21 protein-coding genes are annotated in these 23,537 nt (G+C 29.9%); 15 read left to right on the top strand and 6 right to left on the bottom strand.

The genetic code is table 11. The features are described from left to right. The first annotated feature begins 72 nt into the window (after window positions 1–72). Together AQ1685_RS06020 and AQ1685_RS06015 are read left to right on the top strand one after the other, a co-directional pair. Window positions 73–2,526: an alpha-ketoacid dehydrogenase subunit alpha/beta gene (locus AQ1685_RS06020; RefSeq protein ID WP_095070356.1), complete on the top strand. Its 2,454-nt coding sequence runs from the start codon at window positions 73–75 to the stop codon at window positions 2,524–2,526. Window positions 2,527–2,668: 142 nt separating this feature from the next. After that, a complete protein-coding gene (locus tag AQ1685_RS06015) occupies window positions 2,669–5,101 on the top strand; it encodes a zinc-dependent metalloprotease (protein WP_095070354.1) in 2,433 nt (810 codons plus the stop codon). A gap of 57 nt (window positions 5,102–5,158) precedes the next feature. On the opposite strand, the gene AQ1685_RS06010 is transcribed toward AQ1685_RS06015, so the two are convergent. From AQ1685_RS06010 to AQ1685_RS06000, 3 genes are all read right to left on the bottom strand, one after another. Continuing rightward, window positions 5,159–5,917, bottom strand: coding sequence for an SH3 domain-containing protein (locus tag AQ1685_RS06010; protein ID WP_095070352.1), 759 nt, complete (start codon window positions 5,915–5,917; stop codon window positions 5,159–5,161). 103 nt (window positions 5,918–6,020) lie between these two features. Continuing rightward, window positions 6,021–8,021, bottom strand: a complete 2,001-nt coding sequence (gene ppk1 / locus AQ1685_RS06005; protein WP_095070350.1) for a polyphosphate kinase 1 — start codon at window positions 8,019–8,021, stop codon at window positions 6,021–6,023. A gap of 111 nt (window positions 8,022–8,132) precedes the next feature. After that, window positions 8,133–9,404, bottom strand: coding sequence for a DUF2851 family protein (locus AQ1685_RS06000; protein ID WP_095070348.1), 1,272 nt, complete (start codon window positions 9,402–9,404; stop codon window positions 8,133–8,135). A gap of 38 nt (window positions 9,405–9,442) precedes the next feature. On the opposite strand from AQ1685_RS06000, the gene AQ1685_RS05995 reads away from it, so the two are divergent. The 10 genes from AQ1685_RS05995 to AQ1685_RS05950 all read left to right on the top strand — a co-directional run bounded on the left by AQ1685_RS05995 (window position 9,443) and on the right by AQ1685_RS05950 (window position 15,865). Beyond that, on the top strand, window positions 9,443–10,270 hold the full coding sequence (locus tag AQ1685_RS05995) for a redoxin domain-containing protein (protein WP_095070346.1): 828 nt from the start codon (window positions 9,443–9,445) through the stop codon (window positions 10,268–10,270). Window positions 10,271–10,365: 95 nt separating this feature from the next. Then, on the top strand, window positions 10,366–11,001 hold the full coding sequence (locus AQ1685_RS05990) for an NAD(P)H-dependent oxidoreductase (RefSeq protein WP_095070344.1): 636 nt from the start codon (window positions 10,366–10,368) through the stop codon (window positions 10,999–11,001). A gap of 108 nt (window positions 11,002–11,109) precedes the next feature. Then, entirely contained in the window at window positions 11,110–12,552 is a 1,443-nt protein-coding gene (locus AQ1685_RS05985; RefSeq protein ID WP_095070342.1) for a sodium:solute symporter, read from the top strand. Further along, complete coding sequence (locus AQ1685_RS05980; RefSeq protein ID WP_095070340.1) at window positions 12,545–12,727, top strand: hypothetical protein; 183 nt, start codon at window positions 12,545–12,547, stop codon at window positions 12,725–12,727. Before AQ1685_RS05985 ends, AQ1685_RS05980 begins: the two co-directional genes overlap by 8 nt. Further along, entirely contained in the window at window positions 12,705–13,205 is a 501-nt protein-coding gene (locus AQ1685_RS05975) for a cupin domain-containing protein (protein WP_095070338.1), read from the top strand. The genes AQ1685_RS05980 and AQ1685_RS05975 overlap by 23 nt, the downstream gene beginning before the upstream one ends. A 2-nt stretch (window positions 13,206–13,207) precedes the next feature. Continuing rightward, complete coding sequence (locus AQ1685_RS05970; RefSeq protein WP_095070336.1) at window positions 13,208–13,702, top strand: DUF6438 domain-containing protein; 495 nt, start codon at window positions 13,208–13,210, stop codon at window positions 13,700–13,702. A 92-nt stretch (window positions 13,703–13,794) separates the two neighbouring features. Next, the gene (locus AQ1685_RS05965) at window positions 13,795–14,235 is read left to right on the top strand and encodes a hypothetical protein (RefSeq protein WP_095070333.1); all 441 of its coding nucleotides are present in this window, start codon (window positions 13,795–13,797) and stop codon (window positions 14,233–14,235) included. A 101-nt stretch (window positions 14,236–14,336) separates the two neighbouring features. Further along, complete coding sequence (locus tag AQ1685_RS05960) at window positions 14,337–14,903, top strand: Crp/Fnr family transcriptional regulator (RefSeq protein WP_095070331.1); 567 nt, start codon at window positions 14,337–14,339, stop codon at window positions 14,901–14,903. 74 nt (window positions 14,904–14,977) lie between these two features. After that, a complete protein-coding gene (locus tag AQ1685_RS05955; protein WP_095070329.1) occupies window positions 14,978–15,346 on the top strand; it encodes a hypothetical protein in 369 nt (122 codons plus the stop codon). 63 nt (window positions 15,347–15,409) lie between these two features. Beyond that, window positions 15,410–15,865 (top strand): META domain-containing protein, encoded by a 456-nt coding sequence (locus AQ1685_RS05950; protein ID WP_095070327.1) that lies wholly within the window; start codon window positions 15,410–15,412, stop codon window positions 15,863–15,865. A 43-nt stretch (window positions 15,866–15,908) separates the two neighbouring features. Here the strand turns inward: AQ1685_RS05950 and AQ1685_RS05945 are convergent, their stop codons facing one another. The 3 genes from AQ1685_RS05945 to AQ1685_RS05935 form a co-directional block, all read right to left on the bottom strand. Further along, window positions 15,909–16,166, bottom strand: a complete 258-nt coding sequence (locus tag AQ1685_RS05945; protein ID WP_095070325.1) for a DUF6952 family protein — start codon at window positions 16,164–16,166, stop codon at window positions 15,909–15,911. Window positions 16,167–16,168: 2 nt separating this feature from the next. Then, complete coding sequence (locus AQ1685_RS05940) at window positions 16,169–16,477, bottom strand: thioredoxin family protein (RefSeq protein ID WP_095070323.1); 309 nt, start codon at window positions 16,475–16,477, stop codon at window positions 16,169–16,171. A gap of 82 nt (window positions 16,478–16,559) precedes the next feature. Beyond that, window positions 16,560–17,201 (bottom strand): peroxiredoxin, encoded by a 642-nt coding sequence (locus AQ1685_RS05935; RefSeq protein WP_095070321.1) that lies wholly within the window; start codon window positions 17,199–17,201, stop codon window positions 16,560–16,562. A 292-nt stretch (window positions 17,202–17,493) separates the two neighbouring features. Between AQ1685_RS05935 and katG the strand changes: the two genes are divergently transcribed. The 3 genes from katG to AQ1685_RS05920 all read left to right on the top strand — a co-directional run bounded on the left by katG (window position 17,494) and on the right by AQ1685_RS05920 (window position 23,535). Beyond that, window positions 17,494–19,689, top strand: coding sequence for a catalase/peroxidase HPI (gene katG, locus AQ1685_RS05930; protein ID WP_095070319.1), 2,196 nt, complete (start codon window positions 17,494–17,496; stop codon window positions 19,687–19,689). A gap of 625 nt (window positions 19,690–20,314) precedes the next feature. Next, the gene (locus AQ1685_RS05925; protein ID WP_095070317.1) at window positions 20,315–21,010 is read left to right on the top strand and encodes an ABC transporter ATP-binding protein; all 696 of its coding nucleotides are present in this window, start codon (window positions 20,315–20,317) and stop codon (window positions 21,008–21,010) included. Window positions 21,011–21,030: 20 nt separating this feature from the next. After that, entirely contained in the window at window positions 21,031–23,535 is a 2,505-nt protein-coding gene (locus tag AQ1685_RS05920; protein ID WP_095070315.1) for a TonB-dependent receptor, read from the top strand. The last annotated feature ends 2 nt before the right edge of the window (window positions 23,536–23,537 follow it).

Below are 23,537 nucleotides of genomic sequence, written 5' to 3'. Positions count from 1 at the left end.
CTAAGGCCGATTTTTAAATTTCATTTAAAAAATGTATCTTTGCAGCAATAGCCAAAACAAAACTTTTTATTTATGACTGTAAAAGTAGCTGTACCAAACTCACAACAGATATCATTCGAAGATTTTAAAAAAGAAGTATTAAATGATTATCGAATCGCCAAAATGAGTCGAGAATGCAGTTTACTCGGTCGACGAGAAGTATTAACCGGAAAAGCTAAATTCGGAATTTTTGGTGATGGTAAAGAAGTACCTCAACTTGCTCTAGCTAAAGCTTTTAAAAATGGAGATTTTAGATCGGGGTATTATCGTGATCAAACTTTCATGATGGCCATTGGAGAATTAAGCGCTCAACAATTTTTTGCTGGTTTATACGCTCATACAGATATTGTTCAAGAACCAATGTCTGCTGGTCGTCAAATGGGTGGACACTTTGCTACGCATTCTATAGATGAAAATGGAAAGTGGAAAAACTTAACACAACAAAAAAATTCATCTTCAGATATTTCTCCAACTGCAGGACAAATGCCTAGATTATTAGGATTGGCACAAGCTTCGAAAATTTATAGAAATGTAAAAGGACTTGAAGGATTTACTAATTTTTCTAATGAAGGAAATGAAGTAGCATGGGGAACAATAGGTAATGCAAGTACCAGTGAAGGTTTATTCTTTGAAGCAATTAATGCTGCTGGAGTTTTACAAGTACCAATGGTAATGAGTGTTTGGGATGATGAATATGGAATTTCTGTTCACGCTAAACATCAAACAACTAAAGAAAGTATCTCTGAAATTTTAAAAGGTTTCCAAAGAGAAAATGAAAGTAACGGATATGAAATTTTCGTTGTTAATGGTTGGGATTATGTAAAGTTGGTAGATGTATACAACAAAGCTGGAGAAATTGCTAGAGAAAAGCACGTTCCTGTTTTAATACATGTAAAAGAGTTAACACAACCTCAAGGACATTCTACTTCTGGTTCTCACGAAAGATATAAATCCAAAGAACGTTTGCAATGGGAACAAGAATTCGATTGTATTGCTAAAATGAGAGCTTGGATATTAGACTTTGAACTTACAGACGAGTCTGGTAATGTCTTACGTTTTGTTGAAAATGAAGAAGAACTTACTAGTTTAGATAAAGAAATTAAAAGAGAAGTAAGTACAGCTAAGCGTAATGCTTGGAGTGCTTTTGTAAATGAAATAAAAGCTGAATTAAGTAACGCTACTAAAATTTTAGAAAGGGTTGCAGCTAAAAGTAAAAATGGTTCTTTTATTACTAAATATAAAAATGATTTAGAAGCTTTAATTGAGCCAATTAGAAAAGATATTTTAGTTGCTTGTAGAAAAACACTACAACTAATTGTTGACGAAAATTTCCCTGAAAAAGTTGAATTACAAAACTTTATTAAGGAAAGAATTGACGATGCAGCAAACAAATATTCTACACACTTATACAGTGAAACTGAAAAATCTACAGTTAAAGTTAAGAAAGTTGAACCAACTTACGACGCTGAAAAGAAAATGGTAGATGCACGTATTATTATGCGTGATAATTTTGAAGCTATTTTTAATAAATATCCAGAAACTTTAGTGTTTGGTGAAGACTCAGGATATATCGGAGATGTAAATCAAGGTTTAGAAGGTTTACAAGAAAAATTCGGTGAATTAAGAGTATCTGATACTGGAATTAGAGAAGCTACAATATTAGGTCAAGGAATTGGAATGGCAATGCGTGGATTACGTCCTATTGCTGAAATTCAATACTTAGATTATTTATTGTATGCTTTACAAATAATGAGTGACGATTTAGCAACACTTCGTTACAGAACTTACGGAAAGCAAAAAGCTCCTTTAATTATTAGAACTCGTGGTCACCGTTTAGAAGGTATTTGGCATGCTGGTTCTCCGATGGGAGGAATTATTAATAATGTTCGTGGTATTCATGTATTAGTTCCTAGAAATATGACTAAAGCTGCTGGTTTCTATAACACTGCTTTAGAAGGAGATGATCCTACTTTAATCATAGAATGTCTAAATGGATATCGTTTAAAAGAAGCGTTACCAAATAACTTAGGTGAGTTTAAAACTCCAATTGGTGTTGTGGAAACAATTAAAGAAGGAACAGATATGACTGTTATTTCTTATGGTTCTACGTTAAGATTGGTAGAAGAAGCTGCTAAAGATTTAGCTCAAGTTGGTATTAGTATTGAAATTATTGATGCACAGAGTTTACTACCTTTTGATATTAATCATGATACTGTAAAATCTCTAGCGAAAACAAATCGTTTATTAGTTGTAGACGAAGATGTTCCTGGTGGTGCTTCTGCTTATTTACTACAAGAAATTGTAGAAAACCAAAACGGGTATGTACACTTAGATAGTAAACCTCAAACGTTAACAGCTAAGGCACATAGACCAGCTTATGGTACAGATGGAGATTACTTCTCTAAACCTTCAGTAGAAGATATCTTCGAAAAGGTTTATGAAATTATGCATGAAGCAAACCCTACAAAATTTAAAAGTTTATACTAATAAATTTTATATATAAGATTAAAAACCGATGAGATTTCATCGGTTTTTTTACTCTCAAATTTTACTAAAATTTCAGTATTAACAAACTATTACGTATGTTTTTAATAATTTAGTTCCCTTATCAACTAATTTTTAAAAAACCATGCGAAAAGTAGTATTGCTTCTACTCTTAATGAGTTTAGGTATTCCTAGCCAATTAGAAGCACAAAGAAAAAAAGCTAAAAGCAATAAAAAAGAAATTGCTAAAAAAACTTCCAAAAAAAAGAAACCTAAATACAGTGACTTTGTAACTAAAAAAACTAAAACAGATGAAGGGTTATTTAAAGTCCATGAAACTAATGGTAAATATTACTATGAAATTCCTAAGTTTTTATTAGGAAAAGAAATGTTATTAGTTAGTAGAATAAAAGCATTACCTTCTGGTTTTGGAGGTGGGTTTATGAACGCCGGTTCTAAAACTAACGAACAAGTTGTTGTTTGGGAGCATTACAAAAAGAAAATTTTATTAAAAATAAAATCCTACCAAGCTACAGCTAACGATTCTCTTCCTATCTACAAATCTGTAAAATCAAACAATTTAGAACCTGTTATCCATGCATTTGATATTAAAGTTCATAATAATGACTCAACTGCTGTTCTGATTGATGTTTCTAAGTTTTTCACTTCAGATATAAAAGCTATTAGCGGAATTGGTGCTAGAGCAAGAAGACAATATAAAGTAAGAAGATTAGATCCTAAACGTAGTTTTATCAACGCTATTAAAAGTTATCCAAAAAATATAGAAGTTATTCAAGACTTTACTTATGATGCTGCTACTCCTCCATCACAAAGAGCTGCCGGAAGTATTAGTATTAGAATGAATCAATCTATGATTTTACTTCCTGAAAAGCCTATGATGCCTCGTATATTTGACAAACGTGTGGGTTATTTTTCAGTTGGAACAGTAGATTATGGTTCTGAAGCTTTAAAAGCAGACTATAAAACATATATCAGAAGATGGAGATTAGAACCTAAAGATAAAGCTGCGTATAACAGAGGGGAATTAGTAGAACCTATAAAACCAATTGTTTATTACTTAGATCCTGCTACTCCCAAAAAACTAAGAAAATACATTAAACAAGGTGTTGAAGATTGGCAACAAGCTTTTGAAACCGCTGGATTTAAAAATGCAATCATAGCCAAAGATCCGCCTACCAAAGAAGAAGATCCTGAATTTAGTATGGAAGATATTCGTTATTCTTCTATTCGATATGTAGCTAGTACCACAAGAAATGCAATGGGGCCAAGTGTTTCCGATCCTCGTTCTGGTGAAATTATAGAAAGTGATATTGTGTGGTATCATAATCATTTACGTTCCTACAGAAATAGATATTTATTAGAAACTGGAGCTGCTAATCCTTCAGCTAGAACTTTAAATACTCCAGACGAAGAAATTGGAGAAATGATGCGAATGGTTATTGCACATGAAATTGGTCATGCTTTAGGATTACCTCATAATATGGCCGCAAGTTATGCTTACCCTGTAGATTCATTACGTTCAGGAAAGTTTACTCAAAAATATGGTATTGCTGCTACTATTATGGATTATGCTCGTTATAATTATGTAGCGCAACCTGGTGACAAGAATATTCGTTTTATTCGTCAAATTGGTCCATACGATCATTATTCTATTAATTGGGGATATCGTTATTTACCTTTTACTGGTAAACCTGAAGATGAAGTAAAAACTTTAGATAAGTGGATTACTGATAAAGCTAAAGATCCTATTTATAAATTCGGAATTCAGCGTTTTAATGGTTTTGATCCCGCTTCTCAAACTGAAGGTATAGGAAATGATCAAGTAAAAGCTAGTACTTACGGAATTAAAAACTTAAAAATAGTTGCTAAAAACTTACAAAAATGGACTTCTGATCAAACTAATAATTATGATGATTTAAATGAATTATATCGTGAATTACTTGGTGTTTGGAGTCGATATTCTGGTCATGTTGTTGGTAATGTAGGTGGTGTTTTTGAAGATAATAAAAAACCTGAACAAACAGGAAATGTATATACTGTACTTTCAAAAGCAAAACAGAAAGAATCCTTAAACTGGCTACTTAAAAATGTATTTGCTACTCAAAATTGGCTGTTAGATAAAAATACTCTGGCAAAAATTAATCATACAAAATATACTAACACAATGCTTTCTTTACAAAATAGACAACTTTCTAGTTTACTAAATACAAGCAGATTAGAACGTGTGATTAACACCGAAGTAATTAGCTCTGATTTCTACAGTGCTTCAGAATTTATAAGAGATTTAAGAAAAGGTTTATTTTCTGAAACAAACGCTTTAAGAAATGTTGATGTTTACCGAAGAAATTTACAGAAGAGTTTTATTAGTAGAATGGAAAAGTTATTAAGAAATGATAGAATTACTAATACAGATATTCCTTCTATAGTTAGAGGAGAACTTAATTCATTAAAGTATCAAGTGAATTTAGCCAGTAAAAGAGCTACAAATAGAATTACAAAATATCATTACAAAGATTGTTTAGAAAGGATTAATTCAATTTTAAATCCTAAAAAATAACAATAAAAAATCCCGATGAAATTCATCGGGATTTTTGTATTCATTATTAAAAGGATATTATTCATCTACTTTTACATCTTGTACATCTACTGGCACATTTTTAGACTCATAATCTCTAATCTTATCTTTAATTAAACTAATAAAAGTAGATTCTGAAAGATCAGAATTTCCTACCACTTCTTGTAAAGCTTTTATTCTATCAGTCATTGTTGGTTTAGCCATTGCTATTCCTGCATATTTTGCAGTTGCAATATCTATTGAATTATTTGAAATATTATTTGATTTTATCCAAACTTCTTCAATATACTTTCCTGTAGCTCTTTTTCCCTTTACTTGAACCCAATCGTCTTGTTCTCCAACAACAGCGATAATATCCATTGGACTAAACTCTTCTCCTGTTTTAGTTAACAAATCTGGTCTTTTATATGTGTTTGTTTTCTTAAGCATTACTCCTACTTTACCATTTACAGCTAAAAATGGAGCTCTAGACCAACCTTCTTTACCATCGATTAATTTTACTTTAAAATAATCTTTCTTAGTTACAGAATCAATATGTTTTTCTCCTGTAAAATATACTTTTTCACCAAGACTCATAGAGGTAATCCACTTCCCTTTAGCTGTTGGAGTTTCTCTAACAGATAATTTATCTAATAAACAAATGGCATCACCGGAACCATCATCAGTATTAGATGAAGTTGTTTTTTCTTCAGAATTGTTAGCTTCTACTGTAGTGTTGTTATTTGAACTTCCATTTTCAGTCTTACATCCAACTACTAAAAAAGAAATTGAAACAACAGCAATAAATATTTTTCTCATTTTATTTGATTTTGATTACAAAGATATAATTATAACTAACATTATCTTTTTTAAGTTATTGTAAAATACAATTCAGTGCATTTTCGCTAGTAATGAAACTATTTTAGTGATAACTTTTTAAATACTCATAAATTTTATGTTGAGCACTTTCTAAATAGTTTTCATTTTTTTGAACATAATTGTTTTCTTGATTTTCATCTATAACTCTAGCCTTAGCAACATCATTTAATTGTAAATTCATAATCTGTTTAATTTTAGATTGAATCTCTTTATCTGTAATTGGAGTTATCACTTCTATTCTATGATCTAAATTCCTTGTCATGTAATCTGCTGAACCAATATATGTTTTCTCTTTTCCTTTATTTGAAAAGATAAAGACACGCGCATGTTCTAAAAAACGATCAACAATACTTATAACTTCTATGTTTTCACTTTGTAATTTTATTCCAGGAACTAAACAACAAATACCTCTACAAATAATTTTAATTTGTACTCCTTTGTTACTGGCTTTATATAATTGTGTAATTAATTTTTCATCTTGTAAACTATTCAATTTTAAAATAATGCTAGCTTCATCGCCTGACTCTACAGCTTCAATTTCATTTTGAATTAATTCTGTAAAGCCACTACGCGTTGTATATGGCGAAACTAAAATCTTTTCTGTTTTAGGTATAATTAAATTTCCTTCTAACACCAAAAATACATGGGCAACATCTGTTGTGATTTTCTTTTTTGAAGTTAATAGCCCGAAATCTGTATAAATTTCAGCAGTTTTTTCATTAAAATTCCCAGTACCGATATAAGCAAAGTTTTGTTCTTCTCCTTCTATGATTCTTTTCACATACAGAATTTTAGAATGCACTTTTATCTCAGGATAACTGTAATGAACCTTCACTCCTTTTGCTTCTAAAATTTTTCCCCATTTAATATTATTCTCTTCATCAAACCTGGCTTTTGTTTCAATAAAAATTGTCACTTTAATACCATTTTCTACAGCTTTTATTAATGCTTGAGCAACTTTAGAATCACTAGACATACGATATAATGTCATTTTGATCTCAGTGACTGTAAGATCTGAAGCGGCTTCATTTACGAATCTTAAAAAACTATCAAACGATTCATAAGGATAAGAGAAAAGTCGATCTTTCTCTAAAACAGCTTCAAACATAGAATTATAATGATCAAATTCTTTTATTTGAATAGGTGGTAAATCAACAAAACTTAAATCTTGATCTGTAGGATTTGGAAATGAAAAGAAGTCTTTAAAGTTATGATACTTTCCTCCTACTACAATATCAGTTTCATTTACATCTAAACTTTTTTTGAGTTGTTCTAAATACGTTTCAGGAATAACTTCGTCAACTAAAATTCTAGTCACTTGTCCAACATCTCTGTTAGATAAAGATTGTTGTATTTTTTCCAGTAAATTTCCAGAAACCTCATTATCTATATATAACTCAGCATCTCGAGAAACTTTAACTTCATAAAAATTCACTTCAAACTGTTTCTGAAGATTCCAACGAATAATATCATCAACAAACATAATATAGTGCTGATTATCTTCTTCTTTTGGAAGGACTACAAATCTTGAAACTCCATCGATTTTAACCCATAATTCTTTTTCTTCTTTTACAGCAAATAAGTATAATTTTTCATTCTCTACAAAAACCTCTTCTTTAATTTCTACTTGTTTATTTTCTAGAAGTTTTCTGTAAAAATTCACACAAAATTTTTCTTGAGAAGAAGTTAAGTTTTTTTCATCTATTAAATGAATTTGATGATTTTTCAACTCAGGTAAAATTTGATTCCTAAATATTTTACCAAACTTATTTTGTTGCTTATCTACTTCTTTTTTTATCTGCTTTAATAACTTATTAGGCTTAGAGATTAGCTTTTTTCTTAGCGACTTATCTAATTTTTTTATTTGTCTAATATGAGAAACCCTAACTTTAAAAAACTCATCTAGATTCGATGAATATATTGCTAAGAATTTTATCCTCTCATACAAAGGATTTCTAGTATCCTGTGCTTCTTGTAATACTCTATGATTAAATCGTAACCAAGATAAATCTCTATTGTAATATTGTTTAGTAATTAAGCTCAATGAATAAATTTTTAGTTAAGATGATTACCTATTTAAAAGGCAAATATTATATAAATGTATACGATATTACAAATTACTATTTTTTTAACTAATTGTAAACTTTACATTATTTCAACTTCTCAATATTGTATTCCCGAAACTACAGGATAAACATTTTTTATGATTACAATAGTTTGTTTTTAGCTGAAGTAAAGCTTGACTCTCTAAAGCATTTTTTGAACTAATTTTTAACGATTCAAATTTTTGAATAATAGTATTTTTCTCTGGCTGAATACTCTCTAGTAATTTGAAAAAGTTAGTTTCTTCAAATTCGTCTCTATGCTTTAAGTACACAAATTTTAATGGTAAAATAGTATTGATTAAAAGTAAATCTATAAATGACTTTGTTAATTGTTTTTTATTCTTCTTTGATGATTTCAAAAACGTATAATGTTCTTCCCAAAATTCATTTACACCCGTAGAAAGTAGTTCATAAAAATCATCTATATTCTCTAAATGAATCAGTTTAGAAAATAAACTCCTGTAACTCGAATACAAAGTAGCTATTTGTGCCAATCGTATTGTTGGGAAATTATTAGGTCGCATTCTAAAAAATTGAAATTCATTTTTACCTAATGAATTCAGTTGATATTTATGTTTTAAATATTCATATTCTTTTTTAAGTTTATTTTGATATTCACTTTCCTCTATTTCATTTAAAAAACCTGCTTGACCGAATAACAAAGCTGATAATTGAAATTCATTTGCTCCAATTTTTCGAATCAAAGAAAAATCGAATGAGGTTGCTAATTTTAAGAAAGTATCTCCATTAACTTTAAGTCCGAAATTTTTGACTAACAATTGAAACAACACAGCTTCAAAATCATAATTCGTATTCTCTAGTAAAGTGAAAATAAACTTAGATTTACTTTCTAATCGTTCTAAATACAGTCGTTCTGTAAAGTTTTGATATATGAAACTATTAATCGTGTGAATTTCTTTTTCGCAAGAAATCCAATTTGTTTGTTGTTGAAATATTGATGCATATTTTTCTGTAATAGAGCTATCGATAAAATCTTTTAACTCTAAAGTGGAAATTTGTTTGTTTCCTTTCATGTAAATATCTACATCATGTTCATAAACAACATGTAAAATTACGGCATCATAATTTTTATCTTCCTCATGTTGATGCTGATACCAATCTGATGATTTCACGTGAATTTCTATATGACCATACCACAAAATTTTGTCAATAATTGCTTTGGCATTGAAAAAATCTGGACCAGAATTTTTATTAGATAATCCAGAATGTAATATTTGAAGTGATTCTCCTGATATCAGTTTTAAGTTGAGTTTGTTAAATAACTTGTACTGCCATACATAATGAAGGAAATTTTCTTTCATAGCTTGTAATTTCTTTTTCTTTTTTCGACAATAAATTTATGAAAAATCTACTTAAGTCAATTTTTATAAGTGCATTACCTGTTTTTGCTTTAATCATTTTTGTAAAAACACTTATACAGTTCGATAATAATCTTACTAATGTTGGACTTTTACTTAATGCGTTACCCATTATAATTTTCTTTAGCTCTTTATTTATAAAACCTGTAGCAAGAACAAGTACAACATTAACTTCTTTTACCGTTCCAGTAATAATTGGAACAGCTGTGACTTTATTTACATTAAATTTAAATGCAATCGTAATTAGTGTAGCATTAGCTTTAGGATGGTTTTTATATTTGACTTGGTATTCTAAATTTGAAAAGAGAGATCAAAATACCATTCAAGTTGGAAAAAAATTACCTCCACTAACTTTTGAAAATATTCAGAAACAAAAAGTGAATCTTACCGAATTTGACAGTGATTATAAAGTTTTGCTTTTTTTCAGAGGAAATTGGTGTCCGCTTTGTATGGCACAAATCAAAGAAATAGCAAATGAATATCAAGAATTAGCTAAAAGAAATACAGAAATCTTTTTAATTAGTTCTCAACCTCACAAGTTTACCGAAAGTTTGGCTAAAAAATATAATGTTCCTTTTCATTATTTAACTGATAAAAACAACGAAAACGCTAGACGTTTAAATATTCTTCATGAAAATGGATTACCGATGGGATTTCAAGTTTTTGGATATGAATCTGATGTTATTATGCCCACTGTAATTATAACAAATAAAATGAATGAAGTTATTTTTGCAGATCTTACAGATAATTATAGAGTAAGACCAGAACCAGCTACTTTCCTGAAAATCATAGATAAAAAAACACTATAAAATTCTTCGCTTTTACTATAGTTTTTTTCAATGCTCATTTTCATATTCATGCAGAAGTTAGTTGTAATTTTGAATTGTATTTATAAAACAAAATAATGAGTACAACTATTGACAGCTTAAAATGGCGTTATGCTGTAAAAAAATTTGACGACAATAAATATCTGTCAGAAGAACAGATACAAACTATAAAAGAAGCTTTTAATTTAACTGCAACTTCTTACGGTTTACAACCAGTAAGTTTAGTAGTTATTAAAAATAAAGAATTACAAAAACAGTTAGTTGAACATTCATGGAATCAACAACAAGTAGCTCAAGCTTCGCATGTTTTAGTTTTATGTGTACCGAAAGAACATACTGCTAAAGATGTTGAAAATTATTTCAAATTAGTAAAAGAAATTAGAAATACACCAGATGAAATTTTAAATCCTTTTAGAGATTTTTTAATGGATTCTTTTTCAAAGAAAACTCAAGAAGAATTATTAGCATGGAATAAAAACCAAGCTTATATTTCTCTCGGTAACTTACTAACAGTTTGTGCTTTAGAAAAAATAGACTCATGTCCTATGGAAGGTTTCATTCCAGAAAAATATGATGAGATTTTAAAGTTAAATGAAAAAAACTTACAATCTGTGTTAGTTTTACCGTTAGGTTTTAGAGCTGAAGACGACTACATGAAAGATTTAAAGAAGGTCCGCAAGAATATTAGCCAAGTTACCTTGGATATCAACTAACTAGAAAGATTTTTAATTGGGGACTATTTTTTAAAAGTGCTGGCAATTTTTATAATTGTTGGCACTTTTTATTTATTCCTATCTTAGTCTCCAAATAACTTTAGAGTAATGCAGCCAATACATATTGTACTTTTAATTGTATCTTATTTTAGTGTACTTATACTAATTGCCTATTTAACAGGAAAATCCGCAAACAATCAAACATTTTTTAAGGCAAATAATTCCTCGCCTTGGTATTTAGTTGCTTTCGGAATGATTGGAGCTTCTTTATCTGGAGTAACATTTATTTCTGTTCCTGGTTGGGTCGAAAATCAACAAATGGGATATATGCAAATGGTTCTAGGCTATATATTAGGCTATACCATAATTGGCCTAATTTTATTACCTCTGTATTATAAACTCAATTTAACTTCTATTTATACGTATTTAGAAGAACGTTTTGGAAAATTGAGTTATAAAACTGGAGCTTCATTCTTTTTAATCTCTAGAACTGTAGGAGCTGCTTTCCGATTATTTTTAGTTGCTAATGTTTTACAATTAATTTTATTTGATGCTTACGGAATCCCTTTTTGGGTAACTGTTACCATTACCATTTTATTAATTTGGTTGTACACTTTTAAAGGAGGAATAAAAACTATTGTTTGGACAGATACTTTACAGACCTTATTTATGTTGATTGCTGTTGGTGTGTGTATTATTGCAATAAAAGACGCTTTACAAATTGAAAGTTTATTAAGTTATGTAAATGAGAATAAACTCTCTAAAATTTTCTTTTTCGATGATGTAAAAGCTGGAAATTACTTTTGGAAACAATTCTTTTCAGGAGCTTTTATAGCTGTTGTAATGACTGGTCTTGACCAAGATATGATGCAGAAAAATCTTACTTGTAGAAGTTTAAAAGATGCACAAAAAAACATGTTTTGGTTTACTTTAGTTTTAGTTATTGTGAACTTCTTTTTCCTTGCCTTAGGAATTTTACTTACAGATTTTGCAACTCAAAATGGTATCGATGCTCATAAAGATCAGTTATTTCCAACTATTGCAATGAGTGGTAAATTAGGAATTGCTGCTTCTTTATTCTTTTTATTAGGTTTAATTGCTGCAGCATATTCTAGTGCAGATAGCGCTTTAACCTCTTTAACTACATCATTTAGTATCGATATTTTAGAAATTGACAAGAAAGAAGATGAAGCTGAAAAAGAAAAAACTAGAAAAAAAATTCATGTCTTATTTTCTTTTATTCTAGTGATTACTATTTTAATTTTTAAATATTTTATTGCTGATGAAAGTGTCATTGCTAAAATATTTCAATTTGCAGGATATACATATGGTCCGCTTTTAGGTTTATATGCTTTCGGATTATTCACCAAACTTAAAGTAAAAGACAAATTAGTTCCATATATCTGTATTTTATCTCCATTTTTAACCTTTGGAATTAGTTATTACACGAAACATAATTTAGATTTTGATTTTGGATTTTTCATCCTAATTTTAAACGGATTATTAACTTTCTTAGGATTATTAGCTATAAAAACTAAACACTATGCCTAAAAAAGGAAAAGCTAAAAACACAGTAAATAAGGCTAAACATAGTCGATTAATGAAGCAAAAAGAAAACAAGCTTCGACTAGAAAAGCAAAGAACTAAAGAACGTTTAAAAGCAATTATAAAAAAAGCAAACGAAGCTAAAGCAGAAGAAAACAATGACAGCACAACAGATAGTTAATAAATTTGGCCTTACACAACATCCTGAAGGAGGTTATTTTAAGGAAACTTATAGAAGTAACGGAATTATAAAAAATGAGAATTTATCAGAAATTTTTATTGGTGATAGAAATTACAGTACTGGTATTTATTTCTTATTAACTTCAGAGAGTTTTTCTGCATTTCACAAAATAAATCAAGATGAAATGTGGCATTTCTATTTAGGTACAACCTTAAAACTACATATGATCTCTCCTGATGGTGAATATTCTTTTGTTCGTATTGGGAATGATATTGTAAATAATGAAGTTCCACAATTTGTAGTTCCTGCTCAATATTGGTTTGCTGCCGAAGTTGTCAATGAAAACAGTTTTTCATTTACTGGATGTACTGTTGCTCCTGGTTTTGACTTTAATGATTTTGTATTACCTGAACGAAAGGTATTAATCGAATTATTTCCACAACACGAAAAAATTATTACACGACTTACACATCATTAGAAATGAAAAAAGTGTTCTTAGTTTTAATTTTAATCTCTTGTACTTTTATCGATTGTTCTTACAAGAAAAAAGAACAAAAAACACAACAAAAATCTCTTGAAATTACAATTGAACGTGGAGCTTTTCATTACGATACTTTTATTTTAAAAGACACTTTACTTTCATTTAACCCAGAAAAACTAGATAATAATGTTCTTGGAAATGAATCGGAACTAGCTAAATATTATCAAAAATCAGAACAAAAAATTTCTCAGCAACAATTAAAACAGTTAATTCAGAAAATAGAAGACAGTAATATCTGGAGACTGAATAATCAATACGGTTGTGATCGATCTTGTACCAGCAACTTAAAAGTTACAATCCAACTAGGTGAAAAGAAAAAAATTATCTCTTGTGATGATTATAAATGTGGATGTCCAGAAATACTTCAATATTTAGAAAATGAATTGATAAAACTCCAAGGAAAAGATTTAAAAAGAATTGATTTACCCGGCTAAAGAGAGCATTGTTAAATCTCAAAATTCTATATGATTGGTATGTTTTTTGATCAAATAAAAAGCTAAACTTAACTTTTTAAAAACCTACGACTATGATCAAGAAACTAACTATTACATTCTTCTTATGGCTTATTTTCAATTTTACTTATGCTCAAAAAATAAAGTTATTTAACGGTAACGTTTATCTGGACGATAAAGTAATTTTAAAATATGAAAAAAGAACATTTAATTCAGAATTAAAACTTTATACTATAGACTCTAACGAAGAAATTGGTGATTTTGTTGAATATTCTAGCCGACAATACATAAACGGAGGATTCAAGAAATTATATTTCACTAAAGAGAATTTTAAAATTGAATCTACTCGACTTAAAGCTAGAGGTTGGAAACATACAATTGCTGTACTTGTAGAAGAAAAAGTAATTAATGCTGATGGAAAAATTGTAAAAGAAAATTTAGAAAATTTTGCTCATAAATATCACGAAAATTTAAAAGATATGATTAATTACCCAATACAAAGAAACTGCAATTAACAAGATTTAAATTCATCATAAAACACTTATAATTTTCATAAAGCTTTATATTTATTAGTAGATATATTTCAGAATAATATTCCTGCTAAAACACGTATGAAATGGAGCTACTTAAAAATTGTATTAATAATCATATTAATGTAACTAACGAAACTCTAAATACTATTACCAACGAGTTTGAATCTGTTACACTAAAAAAAGGAACATACTTTTTAAAATCTGGAGTTATATGTCAGAAAATGGCTTTTATTCAATCTGGTTATATTAGAATGTTTAGCATTGCCGATGGAAAAGAAATTACACTTTGGATTGGCAGTGCTGGAAGGTTCATCACTTCTGTTGCTAGCTTTGTTTTTCAAACTAGTAATTTTTGGAATATTCAAGCAATAACAGATTGTACACTACAAGTTATATCAAGAGAAAAGCATTTTAGTTTATGTAAAAAAGAAATGAAATGGTTAGAGTTCGATAACCTTTTACTAGCACATTCTTTTGCTTTGTTAGAAAAAAATATGTTTTCTCAATTACACACTACAGCTCAAGAACGCTACAATTTATTAATGAAAGAAGAACCAAATTTATTTAAAGATGTACCATTGCAATATATAGCTTCTATGATTGGAGTTACTCCAGAATCTTTAAGTAGACTTCGAAAAAATGTAAGTTAATTAGATTTCTTACCATTTGTCAAGAGAGAAATGAAATAAATGAGCAAATTTTGTGTAAATCAAAATTTTACACAATGAATCGTCTTCAAAAATCTCTTTTAACAAATGCAGTATTCTCTGGAGTTTCTGGCTTTATATTAATCTTATTCTATAACTCAACATCAAAAGTTTTTCAACTAAATAACAATAATGTTTTTTGGATTATCGGACTTATTCTACTCTATTTCATGGTAACTATTTTTTATGAAATAAAAAAGCAAAGAAAGATTGCTGTTTTATGGATTATTATTCAGGATTTTCTATGGGTGATAGGTAGCTCTGTACTTTTAATTTTTAATCCGTTTCAAATTTCAAATGCAGGACTTACTATTATTGGAGTTATAGCCTTAATTGTTCTTTTTATGGGAATAAATCAATTAATTGCACTAAAAAAAAGTTGCTAATATTTTTATAAACGCAACCTTTTGGGTTTTTAAATATCTATAGAGTATAAACTTTATATACATATGAAAAAACAAATTAGAACTATCGTATCGATTACTTTTTTAACTCTTTTAATTGGCCTTACAAGTTGCTCAAAAGATGAAGACAATAACATTCAACCTAATACAATAGAAGGAAGTTGGAAAGTTACACACTATATCCAAGACGGAAATAAAATTACTAAAGCTGAAAAACCAACATGGCCTGATATTAATGATGGTGAAATCACCTTATTATTAGCAGCTGAAAATGAAGAAGGAGAAAGATCAGCTTCCGGAAAAACGGTTACCAATAATTTCTTTGGAGAGTATAATATAGATACGGATAAAAAAATCTCTTTTTCTGTGTTTACAACTTTTATTAGTGAACCAGAATGGACTCAACTATTTGCTCTAAATAAAGTAAACCGTTATGATATTATTAATAATAATCTAATTTTATATTATGAAGATGTATCAATAGTTTTGGAAAAGCAATAATTATATACTAAATAAAAAAATCCTAAGCTTAGGCTTAGGATTTCTATTTATCTATTGAACCCAAAACTCGCTTCATAAAGTTATTTAAAGCTTCTTTCTTTGGAGTTCCTTCTTTTATCATTTTATCAACTTCAATCGCTCCATACATATTAGAGATTAATTCTCCAATAACATCTAATTCTTCATCTTTTAATGATGGAACTTCAGTTAAAGCTTCTAAAGTTTCAATTGTTTCAATAACATAATCCTGATCATTCTCTTCGATAAACGAAGTCAAATGTTTAATTACTGGTAACTTCATAATTATATTACTTCTTCTACTAATTCTTTCAATACTTCAAACTTATTTGTTTGAACTTGATTTACGAATTTACCATCAACAAAAGTAGCAAATGTAGGTAAGTTATCTACAGTAGCTAATTGTCTACTTTCAGGGAATTTCTCAGCATCAGCAATTACAAAAGAAACGTTTTCATTCTCTCTTGCTAATTTTTTAAATTTTGGTTTCATAATTCTACAGTTACCACACCAAGTAGCTGAGTATTTTACTACTACAGTTTTATTCTCTGAAACGATATTTGTTAAATTATCGCTATTTAATTCTTGTACCATATTTTTAATTATGATTTATAAATGAAGAATTACGAATTATGAATTGAAAATTAGCAATCCATAATTCGTAATTAATATTTTATTAGTTTACAGCTAAGTATTCAGCAGTAGCTTTAGCATTTGGTTGCATAGCCGCTTTTCCTTCTTCCCAGTTAGCTGGACAAACCTCACCTTTTTCTTGTACGTGAGTGTAAGCATCGATTAAACGTAAATATTCGTTTACATTTCTACCGATTGGCATGTGATTTACACCTTCGTGTACAACAGTTCCTTCTTCATCGATAATATATGTAGCTCTATAAGTTACGTTATCTCCTTCTACTTGTACAGTTCCTGTAGCTTCGTCATATACTTCGTTAGTAATATCTAAAATTCCTAATATAGAAGATAAGTTACGGTTGCTATCTGCTAATAATGGGTAAGTAACACCTTCAATTCCTCCGTTATCTTTAGATTGGTTTAACCAAGCGAAGTGTACTTCAGGAGTATCACAAGAAGCTCCAATTACGATAGTATTTCTTTTCTCAAACTCTGGTAAAGCAGCTTGGAAAGCATGTAATTCAGTAGGACACACAAAAGTAAAATCTTTTGGATACCAAAATAATACTACTTTCTTTTTATTATTTACTGCTTCATCTAAAACGTTTAATTTGAACGTGTCTCCCATTTCGTTCATTGCATCTACGTTTAAGTTTGGGAACTTTTTTCCAACTAATGTTGCCATTCTATTATTTTTAAAATTGAATTATTATTTGCATTGTTTTTCAAAAACAGGTGCAAAATTAAACTCTTATTAGCCCCAAACAAATCAAATTCTAAATGAAAATCTTATTCAATCATAAGAAAATTCAATACTAACCAAATCTCTTTTATCGTATCTTTATAAGACACTATAAAACAAACAAATAAACAATAAAATAGCTAAATCTTATTTTAATATAAAATTTATAGATAAAAATAATACTTAATTTTATTGTAGCTTTGAATTCGAACTAACTTAAAAAAGTCTTATAATAATGAACGATAGTAACAAACACTCTGGAGACATCTCAAAATGCCCATTTCATAGCGCTCAAAAAAAGCCTGCTGGGGAAGGCACCACCAATAGAGATTGGTGGCCAAATGAATTAAAATTAAACATATTACGTCAAAATGCGACAAAGTCCAATCCTATGGGAGAAGATTTTGATTATGCTGAAGCATTTAATAGCTTAGATTTTGCCGCTTTAAAACAAGATGTAATTGATTTAATGACTGATTCTCAAGATTGGTGGCCTGCTGATTATGGACATTATGGAGGATTTATGATTCGTATGGCTTGGCATAGTGCAGGAACCTATCGTGTTGGTGATGGACGAGGTGGTGCTTCTTCTGGAACACAACGATTTGCACCTTTAAATAGCTGGCCAGATAATGGAAATTTAGATAAAGCGCGCTTATTACTTTGGCCTATAAAAAAGAAATATGGAAATAAGATTTCTTGGGCAGATTTAATGATTTTAGCTGGAAACTGTGCATTAGAATCTATGGGATTCAAAACTTTCGGTTTTGCCGGAGGAAGAGAAGATGTTTGGGAGCCAGAGAAAGATATTTATTGGGGAAGTGAAACAGCATGGGGAGATAATGAAGAACGTTATAAAGATGGAGAGTTAGAAGGTCCACTTGGCGCAGTAATGATGGGATGGATTTATGTAAACCCAGAAGGACCAAATGGTAACCCTGATCCTTTAGGTTCTGCTGCAAATGTTAGAGAAACTTTTGGTAGAATGGCAATGAACGATGAAGAAACAGTTGCTTTAGTTGCTGGAGGTCATACTTTTGGAAAAGCACATGGTGCTGCTAATCCAGATAAATATGTTGGTGCTGAACCTCACAGAGCTTCAATAGATCAAATGAGTACAGGTTGGAAAAACTCTTATGGAACAGGAGTATTAGACGATACAATTACAAGTGGTATTGAAGGAGCTTGGACACCAAATCCTACACAATGGGATCATGACTATTTTGATGTTTTACTAAATTATGACTGGGAATTAACAAAAAGTCCAGCGGGTGCCCATCAATGGACTCCAACAGCAGCTTCTAATGCTAGAATGGCTCCAAAAGCAGGAAATGCAAATGAAAAGCAAGCATTAATGATGACAACTGCTGATATTGCTTTAAAAACTGATCCAGAATATCTTAAAATATCACAACGTTTTCATAAAGATCACGCAGCTTTTGAAGATGCTTTTGCTCGTGCTTGGTATAAGTTAACACACCGCGACATGGGACCAGTTGATCGCTATTTAGGTCCTGAGGTTCCTTCTGAAGAATTAATTTGGCAAGATCCAATACCTAAAGTTGATTATACATTAACTGGAGAAGATATCGCTTCTCTTAAGAAAATGATTTTAGCTTCAGAATTATCAATTTCTGAATTAGTAAAAACGGCTTGGGCTTCGGCTTCAACATATAGAGGTTCAGATAAGCGTGGTGGTGCTAACGGAGCAAGAATCCGTTTAGAGCCTCAAAGGAACTGGGAAGTAAATAATCCTGAAGAGTTAAATAAAGTATTATCAGTTTTAGAAGGAATTCAAAAAGAATTTAATGGAACAATTTCTATAGCCGATTTAATTGTCTTAGCTGGTAATACTGGTGTAGAAGAAGCTGCTAAGAATGCAGGACACGAAGTGAGTGTTCCTTTTTCTCAAGGAAGAGGTGACGCTACTCAAGAGCAAACAGATTTAGAATCTTTCAGTCATTTAGAACCTTTAGCAGACGGATTTAGAAACTATGTAAATCCTAAATTGAAAAAAGTTGCAGATGAAGATTTACTAATCGATCGTGCTAATCTGTTAACACTTTCTATTCCTGAAATGACAGTTTTAGTTGGAGGTTTACGTGTATTAGGCGCAAATTATGATAACTCTAAACATGGAGTATTTACTGATACCGTAGGGAGTTTAACTAATGATTTTTTCGCAAACATTTTAGATTTTGCTCTAACTTGGAAAGCTACCTCTTCTGATGATAAAGAATTTACTGGTAGTGATCGTAGGACTGGTGTTACAAAATTTACAGGTACTAGAGCTGATTTAATTTTTGGTTCAAATACAGAATTAAGAGCTATTTGTGAAGTTTACGGGGCTGATGATGGACAAGAAAAATTTGTTACTGACTTTGTAAAAGCATGGACTAAAGTAATGGATTTAGATCGTTTTGATCTCTAGTTATCTATAATATTTATTACCAAAAAAAGATCAGAATTAATTCTGGTCTTTTTTTATACCAGTTTTTAACACTTCACATTATTTAGAATAATTTAAAATTACATTATATTTGCAACTTTGATGCAATAAACCCTCAAATTGAAAAAACTCAAAAGCATAACAAGTTTATTTTTGTCTTGCGTTATACTCCTAACGCACTTTATAGTTTTTTTTCATACAATCAAACACAACTATCATTCTTCAAGTGATAAAGAAATAGATGAAGTTATTGTAAAAATTGAATTCAGAAAGAGTAATCATACTGATGAAGAATGTTTAATCTGTGATACTTACCTAGATTTAGATATTAAAAAAAGTTTTTCAAAATTAGTTTCATCATTTTCAATTCATTTCTTTTCAAAAGAGATATTTCTACTAGAAAACAGTCTAGATTCAATAATACTTTATCTTAAACAATCTAGATCGCCACCTAATTTCATACAATACATTTAAGCTCAGTATTTGAATTAAATAATTGTTTTTTTTCAATATTGTTAAGTGTATTACACCATACATCTAGCAAATTATCTGCTAAAAATGTTCTTAATTCTTAAGGACTCATTTTTCATATTTAAATACAATTATTATGTTACAAGCTAAAAAACTTAGCATGCGCTATAATGAAAAAATAGCGTTAAAAGATTTAAGTTTTTCTGTAGCTCCCGGAGAAATTTTTTGTCTACTCGGACAAAATGGAGCCGGTAAAACTACTACAATCAATATTTTTTTAGGCTTATTAGAACCTTCATCTGGTGAAGCTCTTATTGATGAAATCCCTGTCAATAAAAATAATAACTCAACAAAAAACGCCATCGCATACATTCCTGAAATTGTTCAATTATATGGGAATTTAACAGGACTAGAAAACCTTGATTTCTTCAGTAGATTAGCTGGTTTTTCTTATAGTGAAGAAGAATTAAAACAATACTTAACTAAAGCCAATCTAGAACCGGAAGCCTTCAAGAAAAAACTAAAAAAGTATTCTAAAGGAATGCGACAAAAAGTTGGAATTGCTATAGCCTTAGCAAAAAATGCTTCTTATATTTTAATGGATGAACCTACATCTGGTTTAGATCCTAAAGCTTCTGTTGAATTTGCAAATACTTGTAAAGAGCTATCAGCTAATGGAGTTGGAATATTAATGGCCACTCACGATATATTTAACGCTGTTAATATATGTGCCCGAATAGGAATAATGAAAGAAGGTACATTAGTTCATATCGAAGAAACAGAAAATATTTCAGCTCAGCAATTGCAAGAACTATATATCAAAACAATTTAAACCAATATAAATACACAATAATGAAATTTAGAAAGTTAGTACTAGGAATCTTTATATTTCTGGTACATGTAAGTTTTTCACAATCTAGAATTACGGGGACAGTTTTAGATACGGATAACACCCCTATTTTTGGTGCTAATGTTATTTTAACAAAAGCATCTAAAAACATCAGAGGAGTTGTAACAGATTATGATGGTAAATTCATATTAGAGGCTAGTAAAAATGATGATTATTTAATTCGTATCTCATTTGTTGGTTTTGAAACACAAACTAAAGCTGTAACTATAGCTGACAATAATATCGATTTAGGTAACATAATTTTGAAAGAGTCTGCAGAATTACTTCAATCTGTAGAAATTATAGGTAGAAAACGAGATGATTATAATAGTGATTATTCTTTTTCAGCAACAAAAATTGCTATAAAAAATAAAGAATTACCACAAGCTGTTTCTACTGTAACAAAAGAATTAATTGCAGATCGTCAAGCATTTCAATTAACAGAAGCCGTAAAAACTGTAAGTAATGTTTCTATTACAGGTTTATACAATCATTATAATATTCGAGGTATTACCCAAGCAGACGATGGTCAAGTAGTGAATGGTATGCGTACGCGTCAATTTTATTTTATTCAGCCAATTACCTCACATTTAGAACGTGTAGAAGTAATCAAAGGACCTTCTTCTGTTACTTTCTCTAGTGCAGACCCTGGAGGTACTGTAAACATGGTAACTAAAAAGCCTTTAAAAGAAAAACGCAGCGAGATTTCTATTGCTGCTGGTAGTTTCGGAACCTTAAGAACTACTGCAGATTTTACAGGTCCTTTAAATGAAGAAAAAACTTTATTATATCGTTTTAATGCCGCATACCAAGAAGCAGATTCGTTTAGAGATATTGTTAATAATAATACCTTTTTAGTATCACCGTCTATTAGTTATATCCCAAATGAAAGCACTGCTCTTAATGTAGAAATGATCTATAATCTTGCTGATGGTAACTTAGATAGAGGACAACCTATTTTTACTCCAGTTGGAGCAGATTACGATCCTAACAGTACTCCTATCAGTTTAAATCCTGGTGCTTTAAATGACTTTTACAATACCAAAGAAGTAATGTTTATGGCTAGTTTTAGTAAAAAATTTACTGAAAACTTTGGGTTTAATGCTCAATACATGAAACAAACTTGGGATGAAGATTTAAAAGAACATAGGGCAGATGCTTTCCGTGGTGCTTATGACATTAATGGAGATATAGTTCCTAATCTTATTGCCATGCGATACAATGAAAGACAGCAAGCTTGGAACACTAACAATGTAAGTACTTTTTTTAACTATGACATTAAAAATGATAATTTCACCAATAAAATTTTAGTTGGATATGACGCCACACGTTGGGAAAGAGGTGTTTATGGCACTAATACTGCTAGAGATTATTTATTACTAGACGGTAGCACCAAAAGATTTAGACCTTCTGGTGCAAACGCTACTGATCCTGCTGATTTTCAACAAGCAAATGGATTATTAGTACCTGCTGTTCCACATTTAGATTTAACAAATCCTTTTAACGGTATTAGAAATACGAGTAGTTATGCACTTACACAAACTGAAATCCCAGCAAACTTTACAACATCTGACGGAATTTATCTTCAAAATCAATTTAAAATAGGTAAATTCTCTGCTTTAGTAAACTTAAGGTATGAATGGTTTTCAGATATTTTTGATTACAACGGAACTAATGAACAAAAATTTAGACAAGAATCTTTTATTCCAAGACTAGGTTTAACTTATGAAATTACCGATGATATTAGTGCGTATGGTACTTATTTAGAAGGTTTCCAACCACATACAAATACTGTGTCTTTGTCTCCTAGTGCAGAAGGTTTCTTCGGACAAGCTTCTCCAGGAAGATTTGATCCACTTGAAAGTCGTTTACTAGAATTTGGAGCAAAAGGATATTTCTTAAATGGAAAATTAAATGCAAACTTTGCTTTATTTGAAGTTACTCAGAAAAATATTTTAGTAGGTGATGTTTTTGTTAGAGAAGATTTAACAACTATAGGTAAGCAACGAAGTAGAGGTTTTGAAATGGATATTTCTGGTTACTTAACACCTGATTTCCAAATTACTGCATCGTATGGTTTTAATGACGCTAAAATTATAGAAGATTCTGTACAAGATTTAGTTGGTGAACGCATTGGAGGTGCTCCAAAACACAATTTTAATTTTTGGGGACGTTATGATTTTACTACTAAAACATTAAAAGATATTGGAATTGGTTTTGGTGCTCAGTATGTAGATGAAAGGTTTACATGGTATACACCAAGTTATCTTCCAGATAGAGTATTATTACCTGAATATACCGTATTTGACGCTGCTTTATATTACAAACCAGCAAATACTGGTATTCAATTAACACTTAAAGCGAATAATGTATTCGATAAAAAATATTGGCTAGGTGGTCTTTTCCCTTCAAGATTAGCTCCTGGTGCACCAAGCAATGTTTTACTAAACGTTACTTATAAATTTTAATA

The organism is Tenacibaculum jejuense, from assembly GCF_900198195.1.
Lineage (GTDB): Bacteria > Bacteroidota > Bacteroidia > Flavobacteriales > Flavobacteriaceae > Polaribacter > Polaribacter jejuensis.
Note: the sequence above shows the minus strand (reverse complement) of the source record. Positions and strands in the feature narration are given on the sequence as shown.